This is a genomic window from Brevibacillus schisleri, from assembly GCF_055685845.1.
In genome coordinates this window covers 2,720,178-2,742,345 of sequence record NZ_JBVNDM010000001.1, presented here as the reverse complement: position 1 = coordinate 2,742,345, position 22,168 = coordinate 2,720,178, and the positions used below count along the sequence as shown (strand labels likewise).

Genomic DNA, 22,168 nt, shown 5'->3' with positions numbered 1-22,168 from the left:
ATTACTATTTGATTGATGTAATCGTATTGTCGATCAGACGTGTTTTGCCAAATCGAACAGCTAGCGCGATGATGATCGTCTGACCTGCTGTTTCCTGCGCCATTGGTGTGAGCGCTGGATAGCTCAAAATTTCCACATAATCAATATCAGCCAAAGGTTTTTCGGAAATCATTTGCGTAATACGATCCTTGATTGTAGAAAGAGCCACGCCTTCGCTCAGCCATTCTTCTGCTTGCCTCAGGCTCTGTGATAGCACGAGTGCTTGTGTTCGCTCATCCGCTGACAAGTAGACATTCCGAGAGCTCAGGGCAAGCCCATCCGCTTCGCGTACAATCGGGCATGGAACGATTTGCACTGGCATCGACAAGTCATGAACCATTTGCGTCACAACAGCTACCTGCTGGGCATCCTTTTGTCCAAAAAAGGCGTAATCGGGCTGGACAATTTGAAACAATTTATTGACGACGGTCGATACGCCATCAAAATGACCCGGACGAGAAGCTCCACACAATGGAGTCGTCACATTTGCCACAGAAATATTGGTCAGCATCGGGGTCGGATACATCTCGCTCACTTCCGGGATAAACAGGAAGTCCACTCCCGCTTCTTCCGCCATTTTGCTATCTCGTTCGATATCACGCGGATAACGTTCAAAGTCTTCATTCGGTCCGAATTGCAGCGGGTTTACGAAAATGCTCATCACAACCAAATCGCATACTTCACGGGCAGCTTTCACCAAGCTGAGATGTCCTTCATGCAGAAAGCCCATAGTCGGTACCATTCCGATCGTTTTGCCTTGCCGACGAGCATCTTTTAAATGAACACGCATTTCTGCAATGGTGGAGACTTGCTTCATCATTGTTTGCATCATGACTGTTTTACTCCTTCCCCGTACAATTCCTTGATGGTTTCTTCAGAGGCATGGAAGACATGCTCTTGTCCTGGGAAGCTTCTTGCTTCAACTTCTTTGTTATAAGTCTCCACTGCTTCACGGATTGTTTCCCCAATATTTGCGTAGCGCTTCACGAATTTTGGTGTGATATCCGATGCATAGCCGACCATATCATGGAACACCAGCACTTGCCCATCGCAAGTTGCACCCGCTCCAATTCCGATCACAGGGATGTCCAGCTTGTCTGCAATCATGCCTGCGACCTCTTCCGGAACACATTCCAGAACAATAGCAAATGCTCCCGCTTCTTGAATCGCAAGGGCTTCGTCCAACAATTTTTTGGCTGCCTCCAGATCTCTTCCTTGTACTTTGTAACCGCCTAATTGATGTACCGATTGCGGAGTAAGCCCAATATGTCCAACGACAGGAATGCCTGCTTGTACACAGCGTGTAATGATTGGGGCGAGTTCACGGCCCCCTTCCATTTTGACCGCCTTGGCCAGCCCTTCTTGCATTAGTCTGCCCGCGTTTTTCACCGCTTCCTCAAGTGTACCGTGATAGCTGAGGAAAGGCAGATCTGTCACGACAAATGCACGCTTGGCCCCTCTCGTTACTGCTTTCGTATGATGTAGCATGTCCTCCATCGTAACAGGGATCGTGGAGTCATAACCAAGTACGACCATTCCCAATGAATCGCCGACTAAAATCATATCAACGCCAGCTTCATCTACTAATTTGGCTGACGGATAATCATAGGCGGTCACCATGGTAATCGGGGTTCGCGTTTCTTTTTTCTTGCGGATACTCGAAGTCGTAATCGGTCTGTCGTTTTGTGCCATTTTTCATTGCTCCTCTTTCGCATCAAGCCCGTGGATCGTGTGAGGAATAAAAAAACCTTCTCGCGTCAATCGGGAGAAGGTTTTCCATGTCAAAAAGACATTTTGCGTTAGCGGATTCCTTCTGTCTCGGTCCACACAGGCTCTGAGCAGATTTTTGTCCTTGCACGTATTGATTTAAGATTACACGATAGATACAAAAATACTCCGGGAGTACCGTTCACGAAGTGATACAGCCTCCAAATTGGAGTATAACAAATGCTTCAATCATTTGCACGATAATTGACATCAGCCGAATAAACTTTGTGAATCTGTCCAGCCTGATCCTCGACCATGAGTACGCCTTCTTCATCCAAACCAACGGCACGACCTTCTAGCTGTTGTGAAATCGTCTGGAGGGTTACCCATTTGCCAATGGTATATGAATGGTTCTCCCACTCTTGTTTTACACGCTCGAAGCCAGTCTGCAAATAGTGGTCGTACTCTTCTTCAAAAATTCGGCAGAGCCGCTGGATAAACGTAACACGCTTGAGTGACTCACCAGATTCAATTCGAAGCGAAGTCACAATCTGTGCCAGTTCAGATGGGAAATCAGACTCGACGCTGTTGGCATTGAGCCCTATTCCGATTACTAAATAATTGACCCGATCAGATTCTGCATTGAGTTCTGTCAAAATCCCGCATACTTTTTTGTCACCAATAAAAATATCGTTCGGCCATTTGATTTTGACAGGCAACCCAGTCTCTTCCCGAATTGTTTTCGCTACAGCAACCGCCGTTAGCAATGTCATTTGAGGTGTCTTCGGTAACGGAATCGATGGTCGGATGATCAGGCTCATCCAGATCCCCGTTCCTTTCGGAGAATGCCAGGGGCGACCGAGTCTGCCTTTCCCACCTGTTTGCAGCTCGGCGAGCACAATCGTACCTTCTACTGCCCCTTTTGCCGCAGCCTCGTGTGCGAGCGGCTGTGTAGATACCACCTCATCGTAAGCGATGACATTTTGACCGATCCGATTCGTTTCCAGTCCAGCCATAATTTCTGCTGCGGACAAGCGATCAGGGGCAACCAGCAGGCGATACCCCGATTTGCGAACCGCCTCTACCTCGTAACCATCTCGACGCAGCTCTTCGATATGTTTCCAAACGGCCGTCCTAGAGCAGCCGCATGTTTGGCTTAATTCTTCACCGGAGATGAAACTGCCTGGCTGATCACGGAATGCTTGGAGGATGACTTGCTTAATGTTCATCTTGTGCAACCTCTTTCTTTGCAACTTCGACAAGTGCTTCTGGTGTATTTGGTAAACCGTGCAGAGCCGTTTGTCTAAGTAACGATTCCAAGACGCGGACAATCCACTCGCCTGGCTTTTTCTGAACGGCTACTTGCAGGTCAAGCCCCGTGATTGCCAAATCCTTGATGGTTTTGACAGGCATGTTTTCGTATTGATCGAAGAGTGCCTGCATCGAAAACGATTGCCTCTCCTCCCACCAACACGCTTGCAATAAAAGGTAGAACTCGTTGCACGTGTCCCACCCGACTTCAAGCAGCAATGGCCCCCACTCGATCGCTTGAGGGACATCCCATTTCGGCTGCAATCGCGCAAGAAGTTCAACCAAGCAACCAATTACTTCTGTTTCGCGTTTGGACATTTTGAGGAATCGGCATACTTCACGCGCTTGCACAGGTGAATAATTCGCAGCAAACAGGAGCAACGACCATTTTTGCGTCACGGTTTGCAAATGACGGAGCCGCCAAGCATGCTCACTTGAGAGGATGAACAATTTTTCTACTTCTGGGGCATAAGCCAAGAGCTTCGTTTCATTCAACAACTGACAACCAACCTCTGGGGCTTTATTATCGAGCGTTTTATTCAGCTCTTCCCTGATGCGCTCCACAGCAATATGAGCTAACAAAGGGGCAGTCTGTTTCATAGCAAGCATGGTCTGATCTTCTATAGCAAAACCTAACTGGGAAGCAAATCGCACACCTCGTAAAAGTCGAAGGGCATCCTCCTGAAATCTCTCTAGTGGAATGCCTACAGCCCGGACCAGCCGATGCTCCATGTCCTCTTGTCCACCGAACGGGTCGTGCAATACTTGATGACGATCCATCGCCATTGCGTTCATCGTAAAATCACGTCGCTCCAGATCGAGCCGAAGTTCTGAAACAAACTGAACCTCAGCAGGTCGACGGTAATCTTCATATTTTCCTTCCGTCCGAAACGTGGTTACTTCAAATAACTGCCCCTCGACTTTTACAGATACAGTACCGTGTTTCAGACCAGTCGGGACATGATCGGGAAACAATCGGATGACGTCGCCGGGATGGGCATTCGTACATATATCAATATCATGAACAGGTCGTTGTAAAAGCCAATCGCGGACGCAACCACCCACGTAGTAAGCTTCAAAGCCGTGTTCCTCCAATCTGTCGAGAACACGCTTTGCCAATTCTATCGCCAATCCAATCCCCCCTTTCTGGTTTGCTCCGCCTGATCTACACAAGGAGGCGTTTTTCATGAGAGTTCTGTATGGATTGTTCATTTTACTATCCAAGGTGCATCAGCTAGCCAAAAGCACCATCTTACGTTCAAAAGCTTAGGTTTTCTTCGGATTTGCTTGCCAGCAAGTTAGCGTAGAGTGCCTCATACTGCGAGGCAATCGTTTCATGACAAAATGTTTTGCAGGATCGCTCAATGCTGTTCGCAGAGAATTCGTGGTATAGCTCTTCATTTTGCAAGAGACGTATTGTTTCTTTCGCCATGCCTTCCACGTCGCCAATTGGACGCAAGAAGCCGTTCACACCATCCAGCACGACTTCGGGCAAACCTCCTGCCACTGTTGCGACGACAGGCACACCACAAGCCATTGCTTCTAGTGCAACGAGACCGAAGCTTTCCTTTTCTGATGGAAGCAGCATGATGTCTGCCATCGACAATACCTCAGCTACGTCTTCCTGCTTGCCGAGGAAGCAAACATCGTCGTTCAGACCGAGCTCAGCGATCATTTTGCGGACCAGCCCCATTTCGGGACCTTCACCAATAAGGATTAGTCTGGAAGGCACTTCTTCACGTACGCGTGAAAATATTTCAATCACATCTGGCACTCGTTTGACCGGACGAAAATTAGAAATGTGCATAAGAATTTTTTCACCATTCGGTGCAAAAACCTTTTTCAGCTTCGTAACCTCTTTTGGGTAGTAACGCCGCTTGTCTACGAAGTTGTACACTGGGACAATTTCTTTTTCCGTATGCAGCAGCTCTTTCGTCTGCCTGATCAAATCATGTGACACCGCTGTTACCAAATCGCTTCGCTCAATACCGAAGCGGATCATATCACTCAGATTCGAGTCATAACCCAGAACAGTAATATCCGTCCCGTGCAGGGTGGTCACAATCTTCAAATGATCCCCTACCATTTGCTTGGCAAGGAACGCACACAACGCATGTGGCACAGCATAATGCACATGTAATAAGTCCAGGTTTTCATTTTTCGCCACTTGCGCCATTCGGTTCGCCAAGGTCAAATCATAGGGTGGGTATTTAAAAACATCATAGTTGTTCACTTCTACTTCATGATAAAAAATGTTCGGGTGAAACGCACCTAAGCGAAATGGCATTCCACCAGTAATGAAATGGACTTGATGTCCTCGCTCAGCCAATAGCTTACCAAGCTCCGTAGCTACTACGCCCGATCCGCCCAATGACGGATAGCATGTAATCCCGATCTTCATACAGTGTCACTCCTTCTCACAAGCTCTTTAATACATACGGAGCTGCACTGACAAATCCTTCTGCGTAGGCTACACCAGCCTGCTGACCAAATAGTCGTTCTCGGTACTCGACAGACTCCAGATACCCATTGGTAAGGGGTGTTTGAACACTGCCTTCTTCTAGCTCAAACTGACTGCGGTAGCAACGCAGCGCCTCCATTTTTTGTGAATAAACGCCAGTGATATCCACGACAACCTGCGGTGTGACAGTGGAATTAATAAAATAGTAAAGGAATTGCGATGGTCGATAGGAAGGCAAAGAAGGCTCCGGCAAATACTTGCGGATGCCTGCATTAAACACCGCCTCGCGAACAATTCGGCTTACGCTTTCGTGATCTGGATGACGATCCGAATAATAAGGCGCAAGCACAATGGCTGGACGTGTTTCGCGAATGAGCTTTACGACGCGTTCAATCGAACTTTCCCTGACTGCTTCCAAGCCACGATCAGGCAAGCCAAAATTATAGCGGGCAGCTACTCCCATCACTTGGTCAGCTGCAGCCGCTTCCTGTTGCCTTCTCTCCACCGTTCCATTCGAAGACAATTCCGCGTAGGTCAAGTCGAGAATCCCCACGCGCTTTCCCTCTTTCGCTGCCAAAATCAGACTGCCTGCCGCGCCGATCTCGACATCGTCAGGATGAGCGCCGATTGCCAAAATATCGAGTGAACTCATGCTTCATTCTCCTCATGCACCACTTCACGCCAATCCAGTTGTCCCAGCTCCAAGGCCTTCAGCATGATTTCTGCCGAACCGAGATTGGTGGCAAACGGTATCTTGTGCACATCACACAGTCGAAGCAGTGCGATAATATCAGGTTCATGCGGTTGAGAGGTAAGCGGATCACGCAAAAAGATAATCAAATCCATCTCATTGCGGGCGATCATCGCACCGATTTGTTGATCGCCCCCTAATGGTCCTGACAGAAATCGGGTTAGGGAAAGCGACGTAGCTTCCATGATTCGCGACCCAGTTGTTCCTGTGGCATACAGGTCATGTTTTGCCAAAATGGATTCATAGGCCATCGCTAGTTGCACAATCTGTTCCTTCATTCGATCATGGGCAATCAATGCAATTTTCAAGAAAACCTCTCCCTTATGGCTGGGTAAGTGTATATGTTAAACAAACGTTTAATCAATCAGATGTTCCAATCCGTAAATCAATCCGTTCATATTCATTACAGCTTTAATGGCCATATTCACGCCAGGCATGAAAGATTCCCGGTTAATCGAATCATGGCGAATGGACAGCGTTTGGCCTGTTGCCCCAAACAAAACCTCTTGATGGGCCACCATGCCTGGCAGGCGGACACTATGAATCCGGAAGCCTTCGTAATCCGCTCCGCGTGCCCCAGGAATTGTTTCTACCTCCTCCGGATGCCCTTGCTTGAGCTCTTCCCGAACGGCTGCAATCATCTCCGCAGTCTTCAAAGCAGTTCCGCTTGGTGCATCCAGCTTGCGATCGTGATGCAGCTCGATAATTTCCACATGTGGCATATATTTTGCTGCCATTGCGGAAAACTTCATACATAGAATCGCCCCGATTGCAAAATTCGGAGCAATGATGGCACCCAGTCCTGCTTCTTTATAGCGCTCCGTCATCTCTTGCAGCTGCTCTGTTGTCAGCCCCGTTGTTCCAACAACCGGTCGCACACCACGAGCCAGACAGAGCTCCATATGATGATACACCGTATGCGGTGTCGTAAAGTCTACCAAAACATCCGGCTTCATTTCGTCCAATTGTTGATTGATTTCCTCTTCGCTCCCACGCGTATCCAGATTGCCTGTAAAAATAAGCGCCGTATCCTGCGCTAGCATTTTCACTACTTCTTGCCCCATTCGACCATTTGCGCCAGCAACTGCTACTCGAATTTGTTTAGTCATGCTGCTCGTTCTCCTCTATTCTCGTCCAGCGATCTTTATCGCGGGTATTAAACTTGTGCATAATACGATCAAACGCTTCCTGCAAATCGATTCCGAGTGAGTTTGCGAAACAAATTAAGATGAAGAGTACGTCACCCAGCTCTTCTTCTACTGTTTTTTCGCCTTCGTCCTTTTTCTTCGGTTTTTCGCCATAAAAATGGTTAATCTCTCTGGCTAATTCACCTACTTCTTCGGTCATTCTAGCCAGCATGGAAAGCGGAGAAAAATATCCTTCTTTAAATTGCGATATGTATTGATCAACTTCTTGCTGCATCTCTTGCATTGTCTTTTGCCGTTCCATCCGCCCACTCCTTTTTCACATTCTTCTCTCTTTCACCTATCGTACTAAAAAAGGCTTCGTTTGCCAAATCACAATACTTCGTCTTTCCAGCATATGGACAATCAAACGAGCGTTCATTTATAATGGCTTTCGGATAGCCCTCAGGTAACACAAGTATTACCTGCACATCAAGTCCGGGGGGAAGCCTGTTTCCTGATCCGGCGAACAGGAGGATATATGAAAATTCGTCTTGACAGTATCATTGCCATTATCATCGGTTCTGCCATTATGGGATTTGGTATTAACGCGTTCAACATTCCCAATCATCTAGCTGAGGGCGGTATCACTGGTATCAGTATTTTGATCAAGCTGTTAGTTCCGGTTGTAGATCAGGGAATCGTCTTCTTTGTCCTGAACGTACCGTTATTTTTCTTGGGCTGGAAAATTCTTGGACGAACTTCTTTTTTCTACACGATTTTGGGAACGGTTTCTCTTTCTGTCTTTTTATCCTTATTTGATGGTGTGCTTCCATTGCCGATGAAAGATCGCCTGCTTGCTTCCCTGTATGCCGGAGTAGCGGTTGGTGTCGGCTTAGGGATTATTTTCCGTTACGGTGGAACGACCGGCGGTGTGGACATCATTGCCAGACTGCTTCAGAAATACATGGGTATTAGCATGGGAAGAACGTTGTTTTTCGGCGACATTTTGGTCATTGGGGCGTCCCTCGTCTATTTGAATCTAGAAAGCGCCATGTATACCCTTGTCGTCGTCTTTATCGCAGCACGTGTCATCGACTTTTTTCAAGATGGCGCTTATGCAGGAAAAGCATTGACGATCATCTCCAACGAAGCAGATAGCATCTCCAAGCACATTCTCGATGTAGGTCGTGGTGTGACACTCTTAGCCGGTAAAGGCGCCTACTCTGGCGAAGAAAAGAAAGTCATCTATGTCGTTGTCAGCCGAAATGAAGTCATGCGTTTTAAAACCATTGTGCAAGAAATTGACCCGCATGCTTTTGTTATCGTAAACGACGTGCATGAAGTTCTCGGAGAAGGCTTCACCCTTGATGAAAACAAGAAACCGCTTCACGATTAGCGTGAAGCAGCACAGAAAAACCCTTGCCTTTTCGTACAGGCAAGGGTTTTTGCACCTTTTAGGTCGAACGGATTTCGCCGTCATATTTCTTCCATGCCACGTAAGACAAGGCCATGATCAAAGCTATCGAGATAGAAGCGAGAATAAGTATAGGAGAATCTGGCCGCATCATTAAACGAGCAAACGTACTCTTCTCTTCTCCCACAAACGCCACTTGAAAGGAGCTGTTCAATTCTCGCAACGCCTCACGAACTAGCTGCCAATCTACTTGGCTGTTTCGCATCTCTTTGGATATGATATCGTACGCAACCATAATCGAGGACATTTGCCCCTCTGGAAGCTGAATACTCATCCCCGGCTTAATAGCCAAAAATAATCGGTAGTTCTCATCAAACTGTTCGCGAAACTGACCGAAATTCCGCTCAACAGCCGATAGCTGCAGGTTTTGGACCTGTGTGACAAGAGAAGGATAGTAGCTACGCCACATCGGCTGGTGATCATGGGTCAGTGCGTCTATGGCGATACGGACCCGCGTGGCATGCCACAGCAATTGTTGTTCACTTGCATTTGCAGAAGCAAAGCTTTGCTTGGCTGCCAGTATAGACTGGGTCACTGCATTCAGACTTTCAATTCGTATTGGATTGGGCAAATGCTGGTTCGGGAATCGGTCTGCTAGCTGGACGATGCGTTTCTCTGCCCCTTCAAGATCTCCCTTTTTTGCATACGTCAGGAACTCATGCGCAATTTGATCCAAGGCTGCCAACTGCTTTTCTTCTATCGGCTGATTCAGCTTCGAGTACAAATTATGAATGGGCCACGACAAGAACAACCCGATCATGAGAAAGAATAATAAAAACCGGATGTTTTTCTTCAACGCAAATAACCTCCTTCCCTAGTACAGCCTATGGAAAGGAGGACAAGATTAGACCTTATTTGTCGTATACTTCATATTTACCCACCAGATCACCGAGATCGAGATCAGACTGAGAAGAACCGTAAACAAACCAACGAAACCCTCATACGGATCCAGCACACTCGGCAGCCACGGATGGATGTCCATGACGTAATCGAGAAAATCATTATTCAGTGTCCACAGCGCAGCGATTCCTACCGGCAGAAGACTTAGCTTGTAAAAACGCGCATACAATACAGATTCCACAGCCATGCCGGTGTGGGAAACAATCAGCATCAAGTCTGTCACGCGCACTTCATTGCCCATCAGCCAACCAGCCACGATAATGCAGACGGCCCAGACACCATACTTAAAATTGGTGATGCCAGCCAAAGCTTCCAGTACAGGAATGTGGCGACCCAACAAATAGGTAAGGAGTACAAGCGAAAAAAGTCCGCTACCTGTCGGGCTGTCCGGGACAAAAGGAATTAAATATGCTGGTGTCACAGCCAATTGGTTACCATACCAGATAAATCCATATATGGTTCCTAAAAAGTTGACGACGAACAGCGTCCAAAGAAACCACCTTTTGCCCAAAGATTGCCGAAACCACTCCCATATCCAGATCATCTATAATCGTCTCCCGCTGTGTACGCCGCTAACGAAAAAGCTGACCGCATTACCAGCCAGCTTTCCCCCTATTAGCTTATTTCAAGCCAGCCAAGTAATCAGCTAGCTTTGCGATTTCTGCATCATCTTTGATCATACCGCCTGGCATTGCGCCTCTACCATTCTTGATGATATCAGTAATCTTGGCTGCATCCAAAGTTGCCCCGATTTTTTGGAGGTTTGGACCCATACCACCCTCCATGTTTTTACCATGGCACCCCATACAGCTTGTTTGCGCTTTCCAAAGCGCATCTGCTTTAAAACTAGTGTCAGCTGGTGCAGGTGCTGTTGCACTCGATCCCTCTTTGCCACCAGTTCCTTTGCCTTTATCTGGGTGAGCCAGATGATATTCATGGTTTGCCGCCCAAGTCAGGTAGAAAACACCAACGAGTGCAGTCAGCATCAAGCCTGTAGCAACTGGACGCTTGCTAGGACGACGCTCTTTGCTGGTATCCAGCCAAGGCGCCAACATCAGTGCACCAAATGCGATACCTGGAATGACAACGATACCGAGTACGACCCAATCCCCAGCAGCCCAAGGATATTTCAGCATTTGATACAGGAACAAGAAGTACCAGTCTGGCAACGGAATGAATGAAGTATCATTCGGGTTTGCTTTGTCAGTTAACGGCGACGGATGTGAAACCGTTAACACAAGGAAACCAACCAAGCAAACAGCTGCCACCATCCACTCTTTCAACAGGAAGTTTGGCCAGAACGGCTCGTTTTTACCTGGAAAGTCGGAGTAGGCTGGAGAAATGTTTGGAATACGCTTCGCCGATACTCGGGAATCTCCGACGAAGGTAGCATCTTTATCTTGTTTTGCCATGCTATTTCCTCCTTTTTTCGAAGACCGATTATAGTGGACCCGAGATACCTTGCGAACGGATCATAACAAAGTGAGCTCCCAACAGACCAAGCAGTGCGCCTGGGAGGAAGAACACGTGAATCGCGAAGAAACGGGTAAGGGTTTGCGCCCCTAAAATGTCTCCGCCTGTGAGCAATGTTTTCACATATGGACCAATGAGAGGTACAGAGTCAGCGATCTGCACGCCTACTTTGGTCGCAAAGTATGCGGTGTTATCCCAAGGCAAGAGGTAACCTGTGAAACCGAGACCCAGCATAACGAAGAAAATCAGTACACCGACTACCCAGTTCAATTCACGAGGCTTTTTGTATGCACCTGTAAAGAATACACGCAGAGTATGTAGGAACATCATCACGATTACCAAGCTGGCACCCCAGTGATGCATACCGCGTACGATTACCCCGAACGCTACTTCGTTTTGGAGGTACTTAACGGATTCGTAAGCATTGATAACGTCTGGTACATAGTACATCGTCAAGAACATACCAGACAAGATTTGAATAACGGTAATAAAGAACGTAAGTCCACCAAAGCAGTAAACAAAAGCTGAAAAATGATGTGCCGGGTTCACGTGCTCAGGTACTTCGTGGTCAGCCAGGTCACGCCACATCGGAGTGATGTTTAAGCGCTCGTCGACCCAATCATACATTTTTTGCATCATTTTAGCCGTTCACCCCCGGACGAGGATTTGCTTTTACTTTACCTAAATACAATTTTCCATCTTTGACTTCTGTCTCATACTCATCAAGAGAGGCCGTAGGTGGCGTTCCCAAAATGTGCTCGCCATTGATCGTATAACGACCCATGTGGCAAGGACAGAAGTACTCATTCGGTTGTCCTGCGCCAGTTCCCCAGCTAACCGTACACCCTAAGTGCTTACAGATCGGGGACAGAGCAAGAATCTCACCCTTGTCGTTCTTGGTAACCCATGCAGTAAGTGTTGATTCTGATTCATACCAACCGTCCTTGGTATGGACCTTGAATTCAACGCGTTTTGGCACGGCACTAAACTCATCCGGACTGCCGACAGCTACTTTATCTCCACCTGCATGTCCTTGCAGAAGGGGGTCTACCGCAAAACGAATCATTGGGGTGATCATTCCCGCAGCAAGGAATCCGCCAGTTCCCATCAGGGCGTAGTTCAAAAATGTACGCCTGGAAATTTCGCGTTTGTCTCCCATATCTTTTTCCCTCCTTATCCTGTAAAATAGCGCTACGATGGCATTTTTATACATATACACTAGGTCAATCCCAATCATAGCTAACGCCTATAAAGATGTCAAGAATGTCCAGTGGACATGTCTTTGCCCAAACGATGTGTGACATGATATTGTTGCCAGATTGTCAAATTTAAGACCTTGCCCCACCCATTTTTCTGTAGTATTACCGGAAAACGCTTTCTCTATCGCGTCTCTTTTTTTAGTCAAATCGATTAACTCTGTCCAGTTTGCCACAACTTGATGACCTCTTTATACAGCACATCCACGGTCACTTCGAAACGCAAAGAAGATTCCAAGTCTTCATCTCCTACCAATAACGTCAACACGCCTTCCTCCGCCCTCTCCTTTACTTGAATCTTTTCTCCGCGGAAATAAAGCAGTACTTTATAAGGAAATTCCGCCGGTGTTCGTTGTTCCAGCTGTTCTTCTCCTATGTGATAGCTTAACGGAAATAGTAGCACACGTCCCTTCAGCCGTTGCTCAATCCCGGCAGCTACATTTAATAAGTAGTTCATGCGTACAACATGCTCTTCTACTTTTCTGTCCGAACTGTACAAATAAAGAGGGAGCAGCGCGGTATCCACAAAGGATCGCAACTCCTCCCAGTTTTGAAAATCGTTCAAGTTCCACTGCATAGAGCCGTCTCCTCATTTCCTTGTTCATCTCTGGAAACAAGCGTACCATGAATGGTTGGAGACTAGCAATAACGCATACGATTATGTATTTAAGCTTGCTCGTAAGCCATGATCTCTTTCAATTCGTCTGTTAAGCGCAAAAACAGCTCTTTGTTTTTCGATGCAAGCGCCTCATCAATCTCCTGGACTAGCGTGCGTTTGCGATATTGACGCATCTGCTCGTCGATCACCATTTCAGATAGCAAACCGGAAACCATTTGATTGTTCGTTCCGTACGCGTTGGAATAGAAATTCGGCCACTCCATACCCATCCCTCACTTCAATAAAATAGTCGTTTCGGTAAAACCATTGTATTTTCGAAGCCAAGTCTGGCTCGCATACGTTGCGGTGTATAACCACTGCTCCTGTTCGTCTTGTCCGACGCGCAACAATCCAAGATGCACCATCATTTTGCATACCCGATTCACCAAGATATCTGTTGGTGAATCGTAGTAAAACTCTTTCATCCAATGGAGCAGCGTGTCCATTAGAGATTGCTGACTTACCCATCCAGCTGACGCGATCAACGGAATGAGCTGAACCAGCATTGGCAAATTGGGGACAGCCCGCTTGTAAAGCCTCATCCAGAAGCGAATGACATCATGATACAATTGATCGTTATACGGTTGTTCCAGTCGCTCCCTCCCTGCTTCCGTGACCGCTACCTTACCGTCCACTTCAACGATCCAACGGTGATAGTAGCAGAAATCGTAGAGCAAGGAAAAACGGTCAGGGTATAAATCAAAATGCAACCCGTACCCAAAACGCCATTTTTGCGGCAATAGCGGCTCTTCTTTTACGTACAAAAATTGAAAAAGCTGCTGCTGATGACGCTTGTACATGCCACCTTCCGCGGTAAGCGGTACTGGCTCCTGCTGGAGAAATTGTAAAAATTGCATGATATCATCGCATAGTGCTGTTCCTTCATCCCTGTATGCTTGTGGACCCGGATGAAGCAGTGCGTTTGACTCACGCCACTTTGTCAGCCAAGCTTGCAAGTAAGGCTCACGGATATCCAGCGGAATTTGATATTGCCCTACTGTCTTACTTTTCGCCGGAAAAATCCATCCTCGCTTCATTGCAGCCGCGACAAACTTCCGTCCTTCCTCCTGCTTTTTTTCCTTTTCACATTCCAGTGCCACTCCAGCCTTCGCCAACAAATCCTCAAGCGACATGACCGTACGCTTGTCCAGGAACAATTGGAGCAAAAAATGGGTTTCTGCACTGCTCAGTTGCTCAACTTCTTGAGAGATTGTCAGCCTGTGTCTCAAGCTGGACAACAATGACGTAATCAATTCGTTTTTGGAATGAGGGTTGCATTCGCATCCGTAATGGTTGGCAATCTGATGGAGCTGCCGGATATCGGTGTAAACCAAGATCTCAGCCAAGTTCATCTGTGCATCCCTTCTTTACGATGGCTTACTTGTCTCTCATTCTTGCCAAAATGCGGAAAAATAAACAGGAAGCCACCGAAGTGACTTCCTGTTAGTCGATTTTTTATTGCTCCTCGTCGGATTCATTGTCCCACAGGTCGTGAAGTTGTTGGTATTCCTTCGCTTCCTCATAGCGTCCGGCTTGACTCAAAAGGGCAATTAGCCTGCGGATCTGGTCCAGATCGAAACCTGACAACGATACATATTGCTTCAACGCCTCAATCGCTGCTTCTGTTTTCCCCATCGAAAGATTCACATCTGCAGCTAATGGATATGCAGCCACATACTCCTCGTCAACAGCTTGCAAACTATTGACCAATTCTACTGCTTCATCCAGCCGTCCTACGTGGAATGCCATCAGTGCACAGCCGTAGAGTACTTCTGGCGAACGATCCATGACCAGCGCCTGACGGAATACTTGGTAAGCCTGTTCGAATTGACCGCTTTGTGCGTACGAACGCCCCTTCGTCAAAAGCATAGACAGACTTTCATCCCCGGCTTGTTCCAAGAGTTTCATTGCTTTCTCGTCTTCTCCAATACGGAAATACAAGTTACCCAGTGCTGCCATAATATCTTGGTTGTCTGGCTCCTTCAGTCTCGCTTGCTCCAAGTACTTGACCGCTACTTCATCTAAGTCTTGGAGTGAATACAGATCTGCTAACAATAAGTCAAGCTGAATGCTTTCGAAGCCAGATTCTTTGCATTCATAAAGAAGATGTTGCGCCGTCTCAAAATCACTGGAATCCAATGCAATCTCCGCTAGCAGCAGCTGGCATTCTCTGCGCAAAGAGGAATCCATTTGCGGATTTTTGGCCATGACATCTGTCAGCAATTGACTCGCCTCTTCCAAATGACCAAGTCGATACCAGACCTCTGCCAAATACATCATGACATCCGGCAAATCTTTTCCATGCTCCTGAACCTTTTGCAGAGCGGTCAAGCCCAACTCGACTTCATCGTTCTCGATCCGCTTGATCGCTTCGTCTATGACATACAGCCACTTTTTCGGCATTTCTTTCACCTCATATGTATTTTGCGTGGCCTTGTTGCTCTACGCGCTTGCTGAACAACCACTCTAATAAAATAGCCACAAAAGACCGTCCGAAGACGGTCTTTTCTTTTACTCTTGATCATATACCATTATGCTCGTGTTAGCCAGCTCATTGTAAGAACAGTAATAAGGATTCCAAAAATACTAAGTACAATGCTGTAATTCGGTTTGGCTAAATCAGGAGAAGTCGGCTTCCCATCGAGTGGTACGATCGAAGCAGTAGCATGTTCCAGTGAATCTCCTTGCGCCGAATATGGCTGGGCTTCTACCACATACGTACCGTCATCTGTTTGCATAGAAGAAGAAATGACTTGAGCCTTTGGCGTGTTAATTTCCATAACTTCTCCATTAATCACGAGCGAATTCGCTTGCTCCGTGGTACTTGAATTCACATATAAAGTGAACGAAAAGACCATCAGCAACAAGACAGCTACACTCGCAGCCATGCGTCGCATTCTCGCTGTCACGCTGAAAATTTTTCTGCCAATCGGGATCGCCCATCGCTCTTCCGATAAAATACGGGCCATCACAGCGTCTACAATGGAACGGGATGGAGTTACGGAATGGTATTCTTCTTTATCCATTTCCATCCACTCACCACTGTCCGACCAAAGCTCATAATCGGAACGACAGGCATAGCATGCCGCCATATGGTGATCAACCCGGCGTTGAGTCACCTCAGGCAACAGATTTTCGGCGTATTCAGGCAGAATTTCCTGAACTTCTTCACATCTCATCATCGATTCATCCCTTCAGCTTCATCCAAATGAGGGTCCAGGATGTAGTTTTCCAACTGTCCACGAATACTTTGCCGCGCTCGAAACAGTAGAGACTTCACAGAGCTCACGGTTAAATCCAGAATCGTAGCGATTTCTGTGTAATCCATTTGTTCGTACTCGCGTAATATCAGTGCTGAGCGCTGCTTCTCTGGCAAGCTGTTGATCGCCAGTCTTACCATACTCTCCCGTTCATTCCGGAGCAAAACTTGCTCAGGCAGTGTCTTGGGAGATGCCATAGGTACTTGCAACGTATCATCCAGATACACGTCAGAATTGCGGCTTTTGCGCAATTCACTTAGTACGGAGTTGCGTGCAATCGTATAGAGCCAGGTGGAGAATGTAGCTTCTACATCTCGGAAAGAATGAATGCTCTTATACGCCTTGTAAAACGTCTCCTGACATATATCCTCCGCTATATGCTCTAAATGTGCCTGACGCAAAAGATGAGTAACAAATGAGAGGATCTTTTTTTCATATCGACGAATCAGTTCAGCATAGCATTCCAGATTACCTTCTTTAATCTCTCGGATAAGCTGGGAATCGGTCATGATCAGAGATTACCTCCTTGCGATTCCGATCCCTCAGCGGCCTTTTGCATAATTAGACTGCTGGGGATGTAAAAAGTTGCGCGACCTTACGATTCTTTTTCACGTTTGTCTACTGGAAACCATTCACGAAAAAACCCCCAAACCGGGGTTATATAACATAAGAGTAGGGCTTCGTGTCGAATAAACACTTACCCATACCAATCAAAGGGATAAATCGCATATTTCGATATATCCATTTACCGTTCGACATAACAGATGTTGGAAGATGCATTTCACTAAAATTGAGAATAGTGGAAAGATCATTCTTTGTCAACCAGTTTTCCTTTTTCAGGAAAACGATATCAGCGTCTGCGCCAGTTGTCAAGCTTCCTTTTCGCGGATACAGTCCAATTGCTTTTGCAACATTTGTCGAAGCGAGCCTGACTAGCAAGCAAAGCAATTCTTCTGGCGTACACCAGCTCTTTCGTGTATCAATCCGAACATCGTGTATCGGAGAGGCTACTTGGCAACTCCCAAACCATTGACGATGTAAGTGACGTAGACCTTGATCTGTCACTTCAGCCGGCAAACGAAAAATATGCAGGTACGGGTTATTTTCTTCAAAATGAAAGGCCGCTTGAGAATCTGTCATGACAGTACGCAACCGCCAATAACGAGTAGCCTCCATCCAGATCTGTCGAATAAGTTCCCGTTGTTCTTTTTTCAGAAACGGGTCATTTTGTACCTGCATGTGCAGGATCGTTTGTTTAGACGTTTGAAGTTGCAAAAGCGTTTCCCATTTTATTGTGGAAATTTCTTCTGGATTTCGAATCGTGACATGAAACGAAGAATAGCCGTGGTTGATCCACTCGGCTAAGCGGTCACCGTAAAGATCGGCGACATCGATTTCCACATGCCAAACATAATCCAGCAAACTGTTGAAATGCTGGGTTTGTTGATAGTGAATCTGCGGTCTGCTCATCCAACGCTCTGGCCGGAAGACGTCCACCATGCTTGTACATCCCATGCTGATGAGATTTCGCATGGCTTCTATATAAACATCAACATCTTTGATTTTATACAACGAATGTGTCAGGAGTGCGACAAAACCGGGCAAAAGATACATACCAGTAGCATCTATTTCTTCATACAAATCGTTGAAGGGGTTTTTCGTCAAGGTATCTTTAGCCATTCGTACAATTTTCCCATGACGGATCCAAATATCTACTTCTCTCATTCCTCGTGCTGTGACAATCGTTCCCCCGCGTATGACCATCCCTTGCTCCAGCATAGCCCGTCCCCCTCCCACCTATCTTGCACACACTACCCTTGTACGAGCATATGCACAAAAAAGGGGAAAAAGTACTCATTCGAGCCAATCCGCTTTTTAAACAAAAAAAGACCGTCGTTGATGTAAGCGCATTCAAACGACGGTAGCACACGCGTGCTTTCTTATATTGGATAGGAGTGGAGAGAAACCATACTGTAGTTTTATAATAAACGGAATGTAAGCGCTTGTCAAATCATTTTTGCTAAAATTCGGAACGCTTTGTCTTTGCACGAAAAAAGAAGCCTGTTACCCTTTAAAGGAACAGACTTCTCTTTCATTATTGGCTGATTTTCACAAGCAAGTCATGAAATCCAGGGAACGATACATCAATCGCCTCATCGTTTTCGATTTTCGTCTCACCCTCGGCAACGAGACCTGCGATGGCCATCGCCATGCCAATTCGGTGATCCCCCATGCTATCGATGACAGCCCCCGTCAATCCTGTCTTTCCTGCTATGATCATTCCGTCATCGGTAGGTGTCACCTTAGCGCCGAATTTGGACAGTTGACTAACCACCGTGGCAATACGGTCTGTCTCCTTTACTTTCAGCTCTTCGGCATCACGGATCACGGTCTGTCCTTTCGCTTGCGTTGCCATGACCGCAATTACCGGAATTTCGTCAATCAGACGTGGAATAATATCCCCGGCAATTTCAATCCCGTGCAGCTCCGAATGCGTCACGAGGAGGTCTGCAACCGGCTCTTCATTTACGATTCGCTCATTCAAAAGCTCCAAGCTTCCCCCCATCGCCTTGACAACATCAATGATGCCCGTGCGACTTGGGTTGATTCCGACATTTTCAATGAGAAGAGAGCTGCCTGGTACAACCATTACCGCTGCAATCAAAAAGGCAGCGGAAGAAATGTCACCAGGAACAGAAATGGCACGGCCTTTTAGTTTTTGTCCGCCCTCTACTGAAACGGTCAAGCCATCACGCACGACTTGTACACCAAATGCTTGCAGCATACGCTCCGTATGATCGCGGGACAAATGCGGCTCTGTTACACTCGTCACGCCTTTAGCCTGTAACCCTGCCAGCATAATCGCTGACTTCACTTGAGCACTTGCAACTGGGGAATGATACGCGATCCCTTGAAGCTCCCCACCTCGAATGGATAACGGTGTATATTCACCATCTTTTCTTCCATCGATTTTGGCGCCCATTTGACGAAGCGGTCCGATTACACGACGCATTGGTCTTTTTGCAATAGACTCATCGCCTTCCATCACCACATGGAAAGGCTGTGTCGCCATGATCCCTGCCATTAGACGAATGGTCGTACCGGAGTTCCCTACATCCAAATGTTGAGATGGCTCCTGCAAGCCGTACCAGCCTTTTCCTTGTACGGTTACGGCATCTCCTTGTTGCTCAATCTCGATCCCCATCCGACGAAAGCAGCTAATCGTGCTCAAGCAATCGGCACCCGGCAAAAAGCCTTCAATGGTTGTCGTTCCTTCTGCTAGAGCTCCAAACATAACTGCACGATGGGAAATGGACTTATCTCCTGGCACGCGAACGGTACCTTTGATTTGTTTGGCTGTTTGTACGCGAAGCATTACTTCCACTCCTTTTCTCTCTCACGCTCTCCAAGATCACCAGTCGCACTGTGAAGCGTCTTCGTTGTAAAGTGTGTTTGCATAAAAAAACTTATGTGCGCTTGTATACATTGTAATCGAAAAAGCGAAGAACTTCCTCTCCCTTTTCTAACTCTTGTTGCGAATGGAACGTAATCCGTAGCACCCCAAAAATGTCTTCTCGTGTCTCTCTGATTTGAAGATTCGTGATGTTAATATTTCTTGCTCCCAATAACGTCGTGATCCGTCCGATTTCGCCAGGGTGGTCCGGGATATCGATATACAAATCGTTCAAAGGAGGTAATGCACCCGTTTTGCGCTCAGGCAAGCTATCCCGGAATTCTCGTGCCGTTTTGAAGAAGTGCTCGATTCCTTCTGGATCTCCCTGTTCTACGAGGTGAACGACATCTTCCAATGCGTTTGCCCAATCTTTTGCGATTTTGAGGATCGGGTCACGGTTTTGCAGCAAAATATCACGCCACATCTGGGGGTTGCTCGAAGCAATGCGTGTAATGTCACGGAAGCCACCAGCAGCAAGCGTGGTATGCCAAGCATTTTCCTCGTCATACCCTGCCACTAGATTGACCAGAGCAGAAGCGAGGATGTGCGGGAAATGACTAACCGCACCCACGACCTGATCATGCGAAGCCGCGTCCATTTGCACGACTTTTGCACGAGTGAGTGTAAGTAGTTCAGACAATTGCTTTACTTTTTCTACAGATGTTCCCGGCGCTGGTGTCAAAACATAGTAGGCGTTTTCCATCAGACGGTCAGAAGCAGCTTCCACGCCGGATTTGTGCGAGCCCGCCATCGGATGTCCACCAATAAACGTAACATGATCGGGAATGATATCCACCGCTTGTCTGACAATGCCTGCTTTTGTACTGCCAACATCCGTAATGATCACACCGGGCTGCAGCTCCATTTCCACTAACGAGCGAATGGTTGCAACGATTTGCTCTACAGGTGATGCGAGGAAAATGACATTCGCTTCTCGAACTGCGGTCTGCAAATCAGTTGTACCAGCATGAATGACACCTAGAGTCAGTGCTTTATCCAAACAATCCTGACGTAAATCGTAGCCGACTACCCGAATATTTGGATCGCGTCGCATCGAGAGCGCAATGGAACCGCCAATTAGCCCGACGCCGATTACAGTAATAGTGGTTTTTTTCATCTCCACTCTCTATCCTTCCTTTATCTCTCTTAGACAAAGATGCCGAGGCATGCCCGGCATCTTTGTCCTTTTATTTCAATGCTCCAGTCACGATTTCTTTTAAGACAGAAAGAATCTTATCATTTTGCTCTTTGGTCCCGATGGTAATACGTTGAAAACCCGGGAAGCCTAGCGCATTACCAGAGCGAACGATGATGCCTTGCGAGAGCAGCTTTTTGAATACCTCATCGGAATCCATTTTCAAATCAACCAAGATAAAGTTGGTCTGAGACGGATAGTAGGAAAGCCCCCACTCGTCAAAGGAATCGGTAAACTGCTTCATTCCTTCACGGTTACGATCGCGGCATGCTTTTACAAATTCCTGGTCTTTCAACGCCGCACGTGCTGCTACTTGGCCAAGTGTGCCTGTATTGAACGGCTCACGCACATGTTCCAGAGAGGAAATGAGCTCTTCTGACGCGATCCCGTAGCCGATACGAAGAGCAGCCAGACCGTAAATTTTGGAGAACGTACGCAAAATAATCAGGTTCGGATACTCAGCGAGCATCGGTACTGTTTGTGGATATTCTGGATCAACCACATACTCGTAGTAAGCCTCATCCAAAACGACAAGCACATCTTTTGGAGTCTTTTTCATGAAAGCTTCCAACTCGGATGTTGTTACAATCGTGCCTGACGGATTGTTCGGGTTACATACCCATACGACCTTCGTTTGTTCGTTGATGGCAGCCGCCATCGCTTCGAGATCGTGAACGCCATCTTTCAACGGCACCTCAATCAAGTCTGCACCTTCAATAATCCCATTTGAGCGATATTGCGAGAACGTTTGCGTCGCCATGACTGCATTTGTTCCTTCGCTCAAAAAAGCACGAGAGATCATCAACAGAATTTCATCAGACCCGTTGCCGAAAAACAATTGGCTTGGTTTGACCCCGAGGAAATCAGCAAGATCCCAGCGCAGATTAAGGCTTGCACCGTCAGGATAAAGGGCCAAATTGTCCAACTGTTCCGAAATGGCAGCTTTCGCCTTTGGTGAGGAACCAAAAGGATTTTCGTTGGACGCCAGCTTGATGACTTCGGTTAAACCAAATTCACGTTTCACGTCATCAATGGGCTTGCCAGGTTGATATACCGGGGCATTGAGTATGCGTTGTTTCGGTTGCATCCACGTTCACTCCAG

25 protein-coding genes are annotated in these 22,168 nt (G+C 47.0%); 1 reads left to right on the top strand and 24 read right to left on the bottom strand.

All coding sequences use genetic code 11. The features are described from left to right. Positions 1 to 4 precede the first annotated feature (4 nt). The 9 genes from panC to ACUUHJ_RS13655 all read right to left on the bottom strand — a co-directional run bounded on the left by panC (position 5) and on the right by ACUUHJ_RS13655 (position 7,718). Entirely contained in the window at positions 5 to 871 is an 867-nt protein-coding gene (panC, locus tag ACUUHJ_RS13695; RefSeq protein ID WP_472299092.1) for a pantoate--beta-alanine ligase, read from the bottom strand. Continuing rightward, positions 868 to 1,731, bottom strand: coding sequence for a 3-methyl-2-oxobutanoate hydroxymethyltransferase (panB, locus tag ACUUHJ_RS13690; protein WP_289677708.1), 864 nt, complete (start codon positions 1,729 to 1,731; stop codon positions 868 to 870). Before panB ends, panC begins: the two co-directional genes overlap by 4 nt. A gap of 260 nt (positions 1,732 to 1,991) precedes the next feature. Next, positions 1,992 to 2,975, bottom strand: coding sequence for a biotin--[acetyl-CoA-carboxylase] ligase (locus tag ACUUHJ_RS13685; RefSeq protein ID WP_064199991.1), 984 nt, complete (start codon positions 2,973 to 2,975; stop codon positions 1,992 to 1,994). Then, positions 2,965 to 4,188, bottom strand: a complete 1,224-nt coding sequence (locus ACUUHJ_RS13680; protein ID WP_472299091.1) for a CCA tRNA nucleotidyltransferase — start codon at positions 4,186 to 4,188, stop codon at positions 2,965 to 2,967. The genes ACUUHJ_RS13685 and ACUUHJ_RS13680 overlap by 11 nt, the downstream gene beginning before the upstream one ends. 127 nt (positions 4,189 to 4,315) lie before the next feature. After that, complete coding sequence (gene bshA, locus ACUUHJ_RS13675) at positions 4,316 to 5,458, bottom strand: N-acetyl-alpha-D-glucosaminyl L-malate synthase BshA (RefSeq protein WP_289677706.1); 1,143 nt, start codon at positions 5,456 to 5,458, stop codon at positions 4,316 to 4,318. 16 nt (positions 5,459 to 5,474) lie between these two features. Beyond that, positions 5,475 to 6,170, bottom strand: coding sequence for a bacillithiol biosynthesis deacetylase BshB1 (gene bshB1 / locus ACUUHJ_RS13670; protein ID WP_472299090.1), 696 nt, complete (start codon positions 6,168 to 6,170; stop codon positions 5,475 to 5,477). Next, the gene (locus tag ACUUHJ_RS13665; RefSeq protein WP_056492842.1) at positions 6,167 to 6,577 is read right to left on the bottom strand and encodes a methylglyoxal synthase; all 411 of its coding nucleotides are present in this window, start codon (positions 6,575 to 6,577) and stop codon (positions 6,167 to 6,169) included. Before ACUUHJ_RS13665 ends, bshB1 begins: the two co-directional genes overlap by 4 nt. A gap of 48 nt (positions 6,578 to 6,625) precedes the next feature. Continuing rightward, on the bottom strand, positions 6,626 to 7,378 hold the full coding sequence (dapB, locus tag ACUUHJ_RS13660) for a 4-hydroxy-tetrahydrodipicolinate reductase (protein ID WP_472299089.1): 753 nt from the start codon (positions 7,376 to 7,378) through the stop codon (positions 6,626 to 6,628). Continuing rightward, positions 7,371 to 7,718, bottom strand: a complete 348-nt coding sequence (locus tag ACUUHJ_RS13655) for a nucleotide pyrophosphohydrolase (RefSeq protein WP_472299088.1) — start codon at positions 7,716 to 7,718, stop codon at positions 7,371 to 7,373. The genes dapB and ACUUHJ_RS13655 overlap by 8 nt, the downstream gene beginning before the upstream one ends. Before the next feature lie 216 nt (positions 7,719 to 7,934). Between ACUUHJ_RS13655 and ACUUHJ_RS13650 the strand changes: the two genes are divergently transcribed. Further along, positions 7,935 to 8,792: a YitT family protein gene (locus ACUUHJ_RS13650; protein WP_172138011.1), complete on the top strand. Its 858-nt coding sequence runs from the start codon at positions 7,935 to 7,937 to the stop codon at positions 8,790 to 8,792. A 58-nt stretch (positions 8,793 to 8,850) separates the two neighbouring features. On the opposite strand, the gene ACUUHJ_RS13645 is transcribed toward ACUUHJ_RS13650, so the two are convergent. The 15 genes from ACUUHJ_RS13645 to hisC all read right to left on the bottom strand — a co-directional run bounded on the left by ACUUHJ_RS13645 (position 8,851) and on the right by hisC (position 22,153). After that, complete coding sequence (locus ACUUHJ_RS13645) at positions 8,851 to 9,666, bottom strand: sporulation protein YpjB (protein WP_472299087.1); 816 nt, start codon at positions 9,664 to 9,666, stop codon at positions 8,851 to 8,853. Positions 9,667 to 9,714: 48 nt separating this feature from the next. Continuing rightward, complete coding sequence (locus ACUUHJ_RS13640) at positions 9,715 to 10,314, bottom strand: DUF1405 domain-containing protein (protein WP_016740044.1); 600 nt, start codon at positions 10,312 to 10,314, stop codon at positions 9,715 to 9,717. A 76-nt stretch (positions 10,315 to 10,390) separates the two neighbouring features. After that, positions 10,391 to 11,182 (bottom strand): menaquinol-cytochrome c reductase cytochrome b/c subunit, encoded by a 792-nt coding sequence (locus tag ACUUHJ_RS13635; RefSeq protein WP_016740043.1) that lies wholly within the window; start codon positions 11,180 to 11,182, stop codon positions 10,391 to 10,393. Between the two features lie 28 nt (positions 11,183 to 11,210). Next, the gene (qcrB, locus tag ACUUHJ_RS13630) at positions 11,211 to 11,882 is read right to left on the bottom strand and encodes a menaquinol-cytochrome c reductase cytochrome b subunit (protein WP_007716591.1); all 672 of its coding nucleotides are present in this window, start codon (positions 11,880 to 11,882) and stop codon (positions 11,211 to 11,213) included. Between the two features lies 1 nt (position 11,883). Next, positions 11,884 to 12,402, bottom strand: coding sequence for a ubiquinol-cytochrome c reductase iron-sulfur subunit (locus tag ACUUHJ_RS13625; RefSeq protein ID WP_064199985.1), 519 nt, complete (start codon positions 12,400 to 12,402; stop codon positions 11,884 to 11,886). A gap of 251 nt (positions 12,403 to 12,653) precedes the next feature. Next, complete coding sequence (locus ACUUHJ_RS13620; protein ID WP_012686171.1) at positions 12,654 to 13,076, bottom strand: DUF2487 family protein; 423 nt, start codon at positions 13,074 to 13,076, stop codon at positions 12,654 to 12,656. Between the two features lie 89 nt (positions 13,077 to 13,165). After that, the gene (locus ACUUHJ_RS13615; protein ID WP_012686170.1) at positions 13,166 to 13,381 is read right to left on the bottom strand and encodes an IDEAL domain-containing protein; all 216 of its coding nucleotides are present in this window, start codon (positions 13,379 to 13,381) and stop codon (positions 13,166 to 13,168) included. Positions 13,382 to 13,390: 9 nt separating this feature from the next. Further along, positions 13,391 to 14,509, bottom strand: a complete 1,119-nt coding sequence (locus ACUUHJ_RS13610; RefSeq protein WP_289677701.1) for a hypothetical protein — start codon at positions 14,507 to 14,509, stop codon at positions 13,391 to 13,393. Positions 14,510 to 14,612: 103 nt separating this feature from the next. Beyond that, positions 14,613 to 15,560, bottom strand: a complete 948-nt coding sequence (locus ACUUHJ_RS13605; RefSeq protein ID WP_472299086.1) for a tetratricopeptide repeat protein — start codon at positions 15,558 to 15,560, stop codon at positions 14,613 to 14,615. 128 nt (positions 15,561 to 15,688) lie between these two features. Then, positions 15,689 to 16,339 (bottom strand): zf-HC2 domain-containing protein, encoded by a 651-nt coding sequence (locus tag ACUUHJ_RS13600; protein ID WP_289677700.1) that lies wholly within the window; start codon positions 16,337 to 16,339, stop codon positions 15,689 to 15,691. Further along, a complete protein-coding gene (locus ACUUHJ_RS13595; protein WP_007716581.1) occupies positions 16,336 to 16,926 on the bottom strand; it encodes an RNA polymerase sigma factor in 591 nt (196 codons plus the stop codon). The genes ACUUHJ_RS13600 and ACUUHJ_RS13595 overlap by 4 nt, the downstream gene beginning before the upstream one ends. Positions 16,927 to 17,074: 148 nt before the next feature. Beyond that, complete coding sequence (locus ACUUHJ_RS13590) at positions 17,075 to 18,196, bottom strand: amidohydrolase family protein (protein ID WP_472299085.1); 1,122 nt, start codon at positions 18,194 to 18,196, stop codon at positions 17,075 to 17,077. Between the two features lie 316 nt (positions 18,197 to 18,512). After that, positions 18,513 to 19,793 (bottom strand): 3-phosphoshikimate 1-carboxyvinyltransferase, encoded by a 1,281-nt coding sequence (gene aroA / locus ACUUHJ_RS13585; protein ID WP_472299084.1) that lies wholly within the window; start codon positions 19,791 to 19,793, stop codon positions 18,513 to 18,515. A gap of 91 nt (positions 19,794 to 19,884) precedes the next feature. Then, positions 19,885 to 20,988: a prephenate dehydrogenase gene (locus ACUUHJ_RS13580; protein WP_289677696.1), complete on the bottom strand. Its 1,104-nt coding sequence runs from the start codon at positions 20,986 to 20,988 to the stop codon at positions 19,885 to 19,887. Between the two features lie 70 nt (positions 20,989 to 21,058). Next, entirely contained in the window at positions 21,059 to 22,153 is a 1,095-nt protein-coding gene (gene hisC, locus ACUUHJ_RS13575; protein ID WP_289677695.1) for a histidinol-phosphate transaminase, read from the bottom strand. Positions 22,154 to 22,168: the final 15 nt, after the last annotated feature.

Bases quoted from the DNA above. Each gene is read 5' to 3' on its own strand.
- ACUUHJ_RS13650 (WP_172138011.1), top strand. From the start codon at position 7,935: ATGAAAATTCGTCTTGACAGTATCATTGCCATTATCATCGGTTCTGCC.
- qcrB (WP_007716591.1), bottom strand. From the start codon at position 11,882: ATGATGCAAAAAATGTATGATTGGGTCGACGAGCGCTTAAACATCACT.
- ACUUHJ_RS13620 (WP_012686171.1), bottom strand. From the start codon at position 13,076: ATGCAGTGGAACTTGAACGATTTTCAAAACTGGGAGGAGTTGCGATCC.
- dapB (WP_472299089.1), bottom strand. From the start codon at position 7,378: ATGACTAAACAAATTCGAGTAGCAGTTGCTGGCGCAAATGGTCGAATG.
- panC (WP_472299092.1), bottom strand. From the start codon at position 871: ATGATGCAAACAATGATGAAGCAAGTCTCCACCATTGCAGAAATGCGT.
- ACUUHJ_RS13595 (WP_007716581.1), bottom strand. From the start codon at position 16,926: ATGACCGATTCCCAGCTTATCCGAGAGATTAAAGAAGGTAATCTGGAA.
- ACUUHJ_RS13655 (WP_472299088.1), bottom strand. From the start codon at position 7,718: ATGGAACGGCAAAAGACAATGCAAGAGATGCAGCAAGAAGTTGATCAA.
- ACUUHJ_RS13580 (WP_289677696.1), bottom strand. From the start codon at position 20,988: ATGAAAAAAACCACTATTACTGTAATCGGCGTCGGGCTAATTGGCGGT.
- ACUUHJ_RS13625 (WP_064199985.1), bottom strand. From the start codon at position 12,402: ATGGGAGACAAACGCGAAATTTCCAGGCGTACATTTTTGAACTACGCC.
- bshB1 (WP_472299090.1), bottom strand. From the start codon at position 6,170: ATGAGTTCACTCGATATTTTGGCAATCGGCGCTCATCCTGACGATGTC.
- bshA (WP_289677706.1), bottom strand. From the start codon at position 5,458: ATGAAGATCGGGATTACATGCTATCCGTCATTGGGCGGATCGGGCGTA.
- ACUUHJ_RS13640 (WP_016740044.1), bottom strand. From the start codon at position 10,314: ATGATCTGGATATGGGAGTGGTTTCGGCAATCTTTGGGCAAAAGGTGG.
- panB (WP_289677708.1), bottom strand. From the start codon at position 1,731: ATGGCACAAAACGACAGACCGATTACGACTTCGAGTATCCGCAAGAAA.
- ACUUHJ_RS13600 (WP_289677700.1), bottom strand. From the start codon at position 16,339: ATGATGAGATGTGAAGAAGTTCAGGAAATTCTGCCTGAATACGCCGAA.
- ACUUHJ_RS13615 (WP_012686170.1), bottom strand. From the start codon at position 13,381: ATGGAGTGGCCGAATTTCTATTCCAACGCGTACGGAACGAACAATCAA.
- ACUUHJ_RS13590 (WP_472299085.1), bottom strand. From the start codon at position 18,196: ATGCTGGAGCAAGGGATGGTCATACGCGGGGGAACGATTGTCACAGCA.
- ACUUHJ_RS13685 (WP_064199991.1), bottom strand. From the start codon at position 2,975: ATGAACATTAAGCAAGTCATCCTCCAAGCATTCCGTGATCAGCCAGGC.
- aroA (WP_472299084.1), bottom strand. From the start codon at position 19,793: ATGCTTCGCGTACAAACAGCCAAACAAATCAAAGGTACCGTTCGCGTG.
- ACUUHJ_RS13610 (WP_289677701.1), bottom strand. From the start codon at position 14,509: ATGAACTTGGCTGAGATCTTGGTTTACACCGATATCCGGCAGCTCCAT.
- hisC (WP_289677695.1), bottom strand. From the start codon at position 22,153: ATGCAACCGAAACAACGCATACTCAATGCCCCGGTATATCAACCTGGC.
- ACUUHJ_RS13635 (WP_016740043.1), bottom strand. From the start codon at position 11,182: ATGGCAAAACAAGATAAAGATGCTACCTTCGTCGGAGATTCCCGAGTA.
- ACUUHJ_RS13605 (WP_472299086.1), bottom strand. From the start codon at position 15,560: ATGCCGAAAAAGTGGCTGTATGTCATAGACGAAGCGATCAAGCGGATC.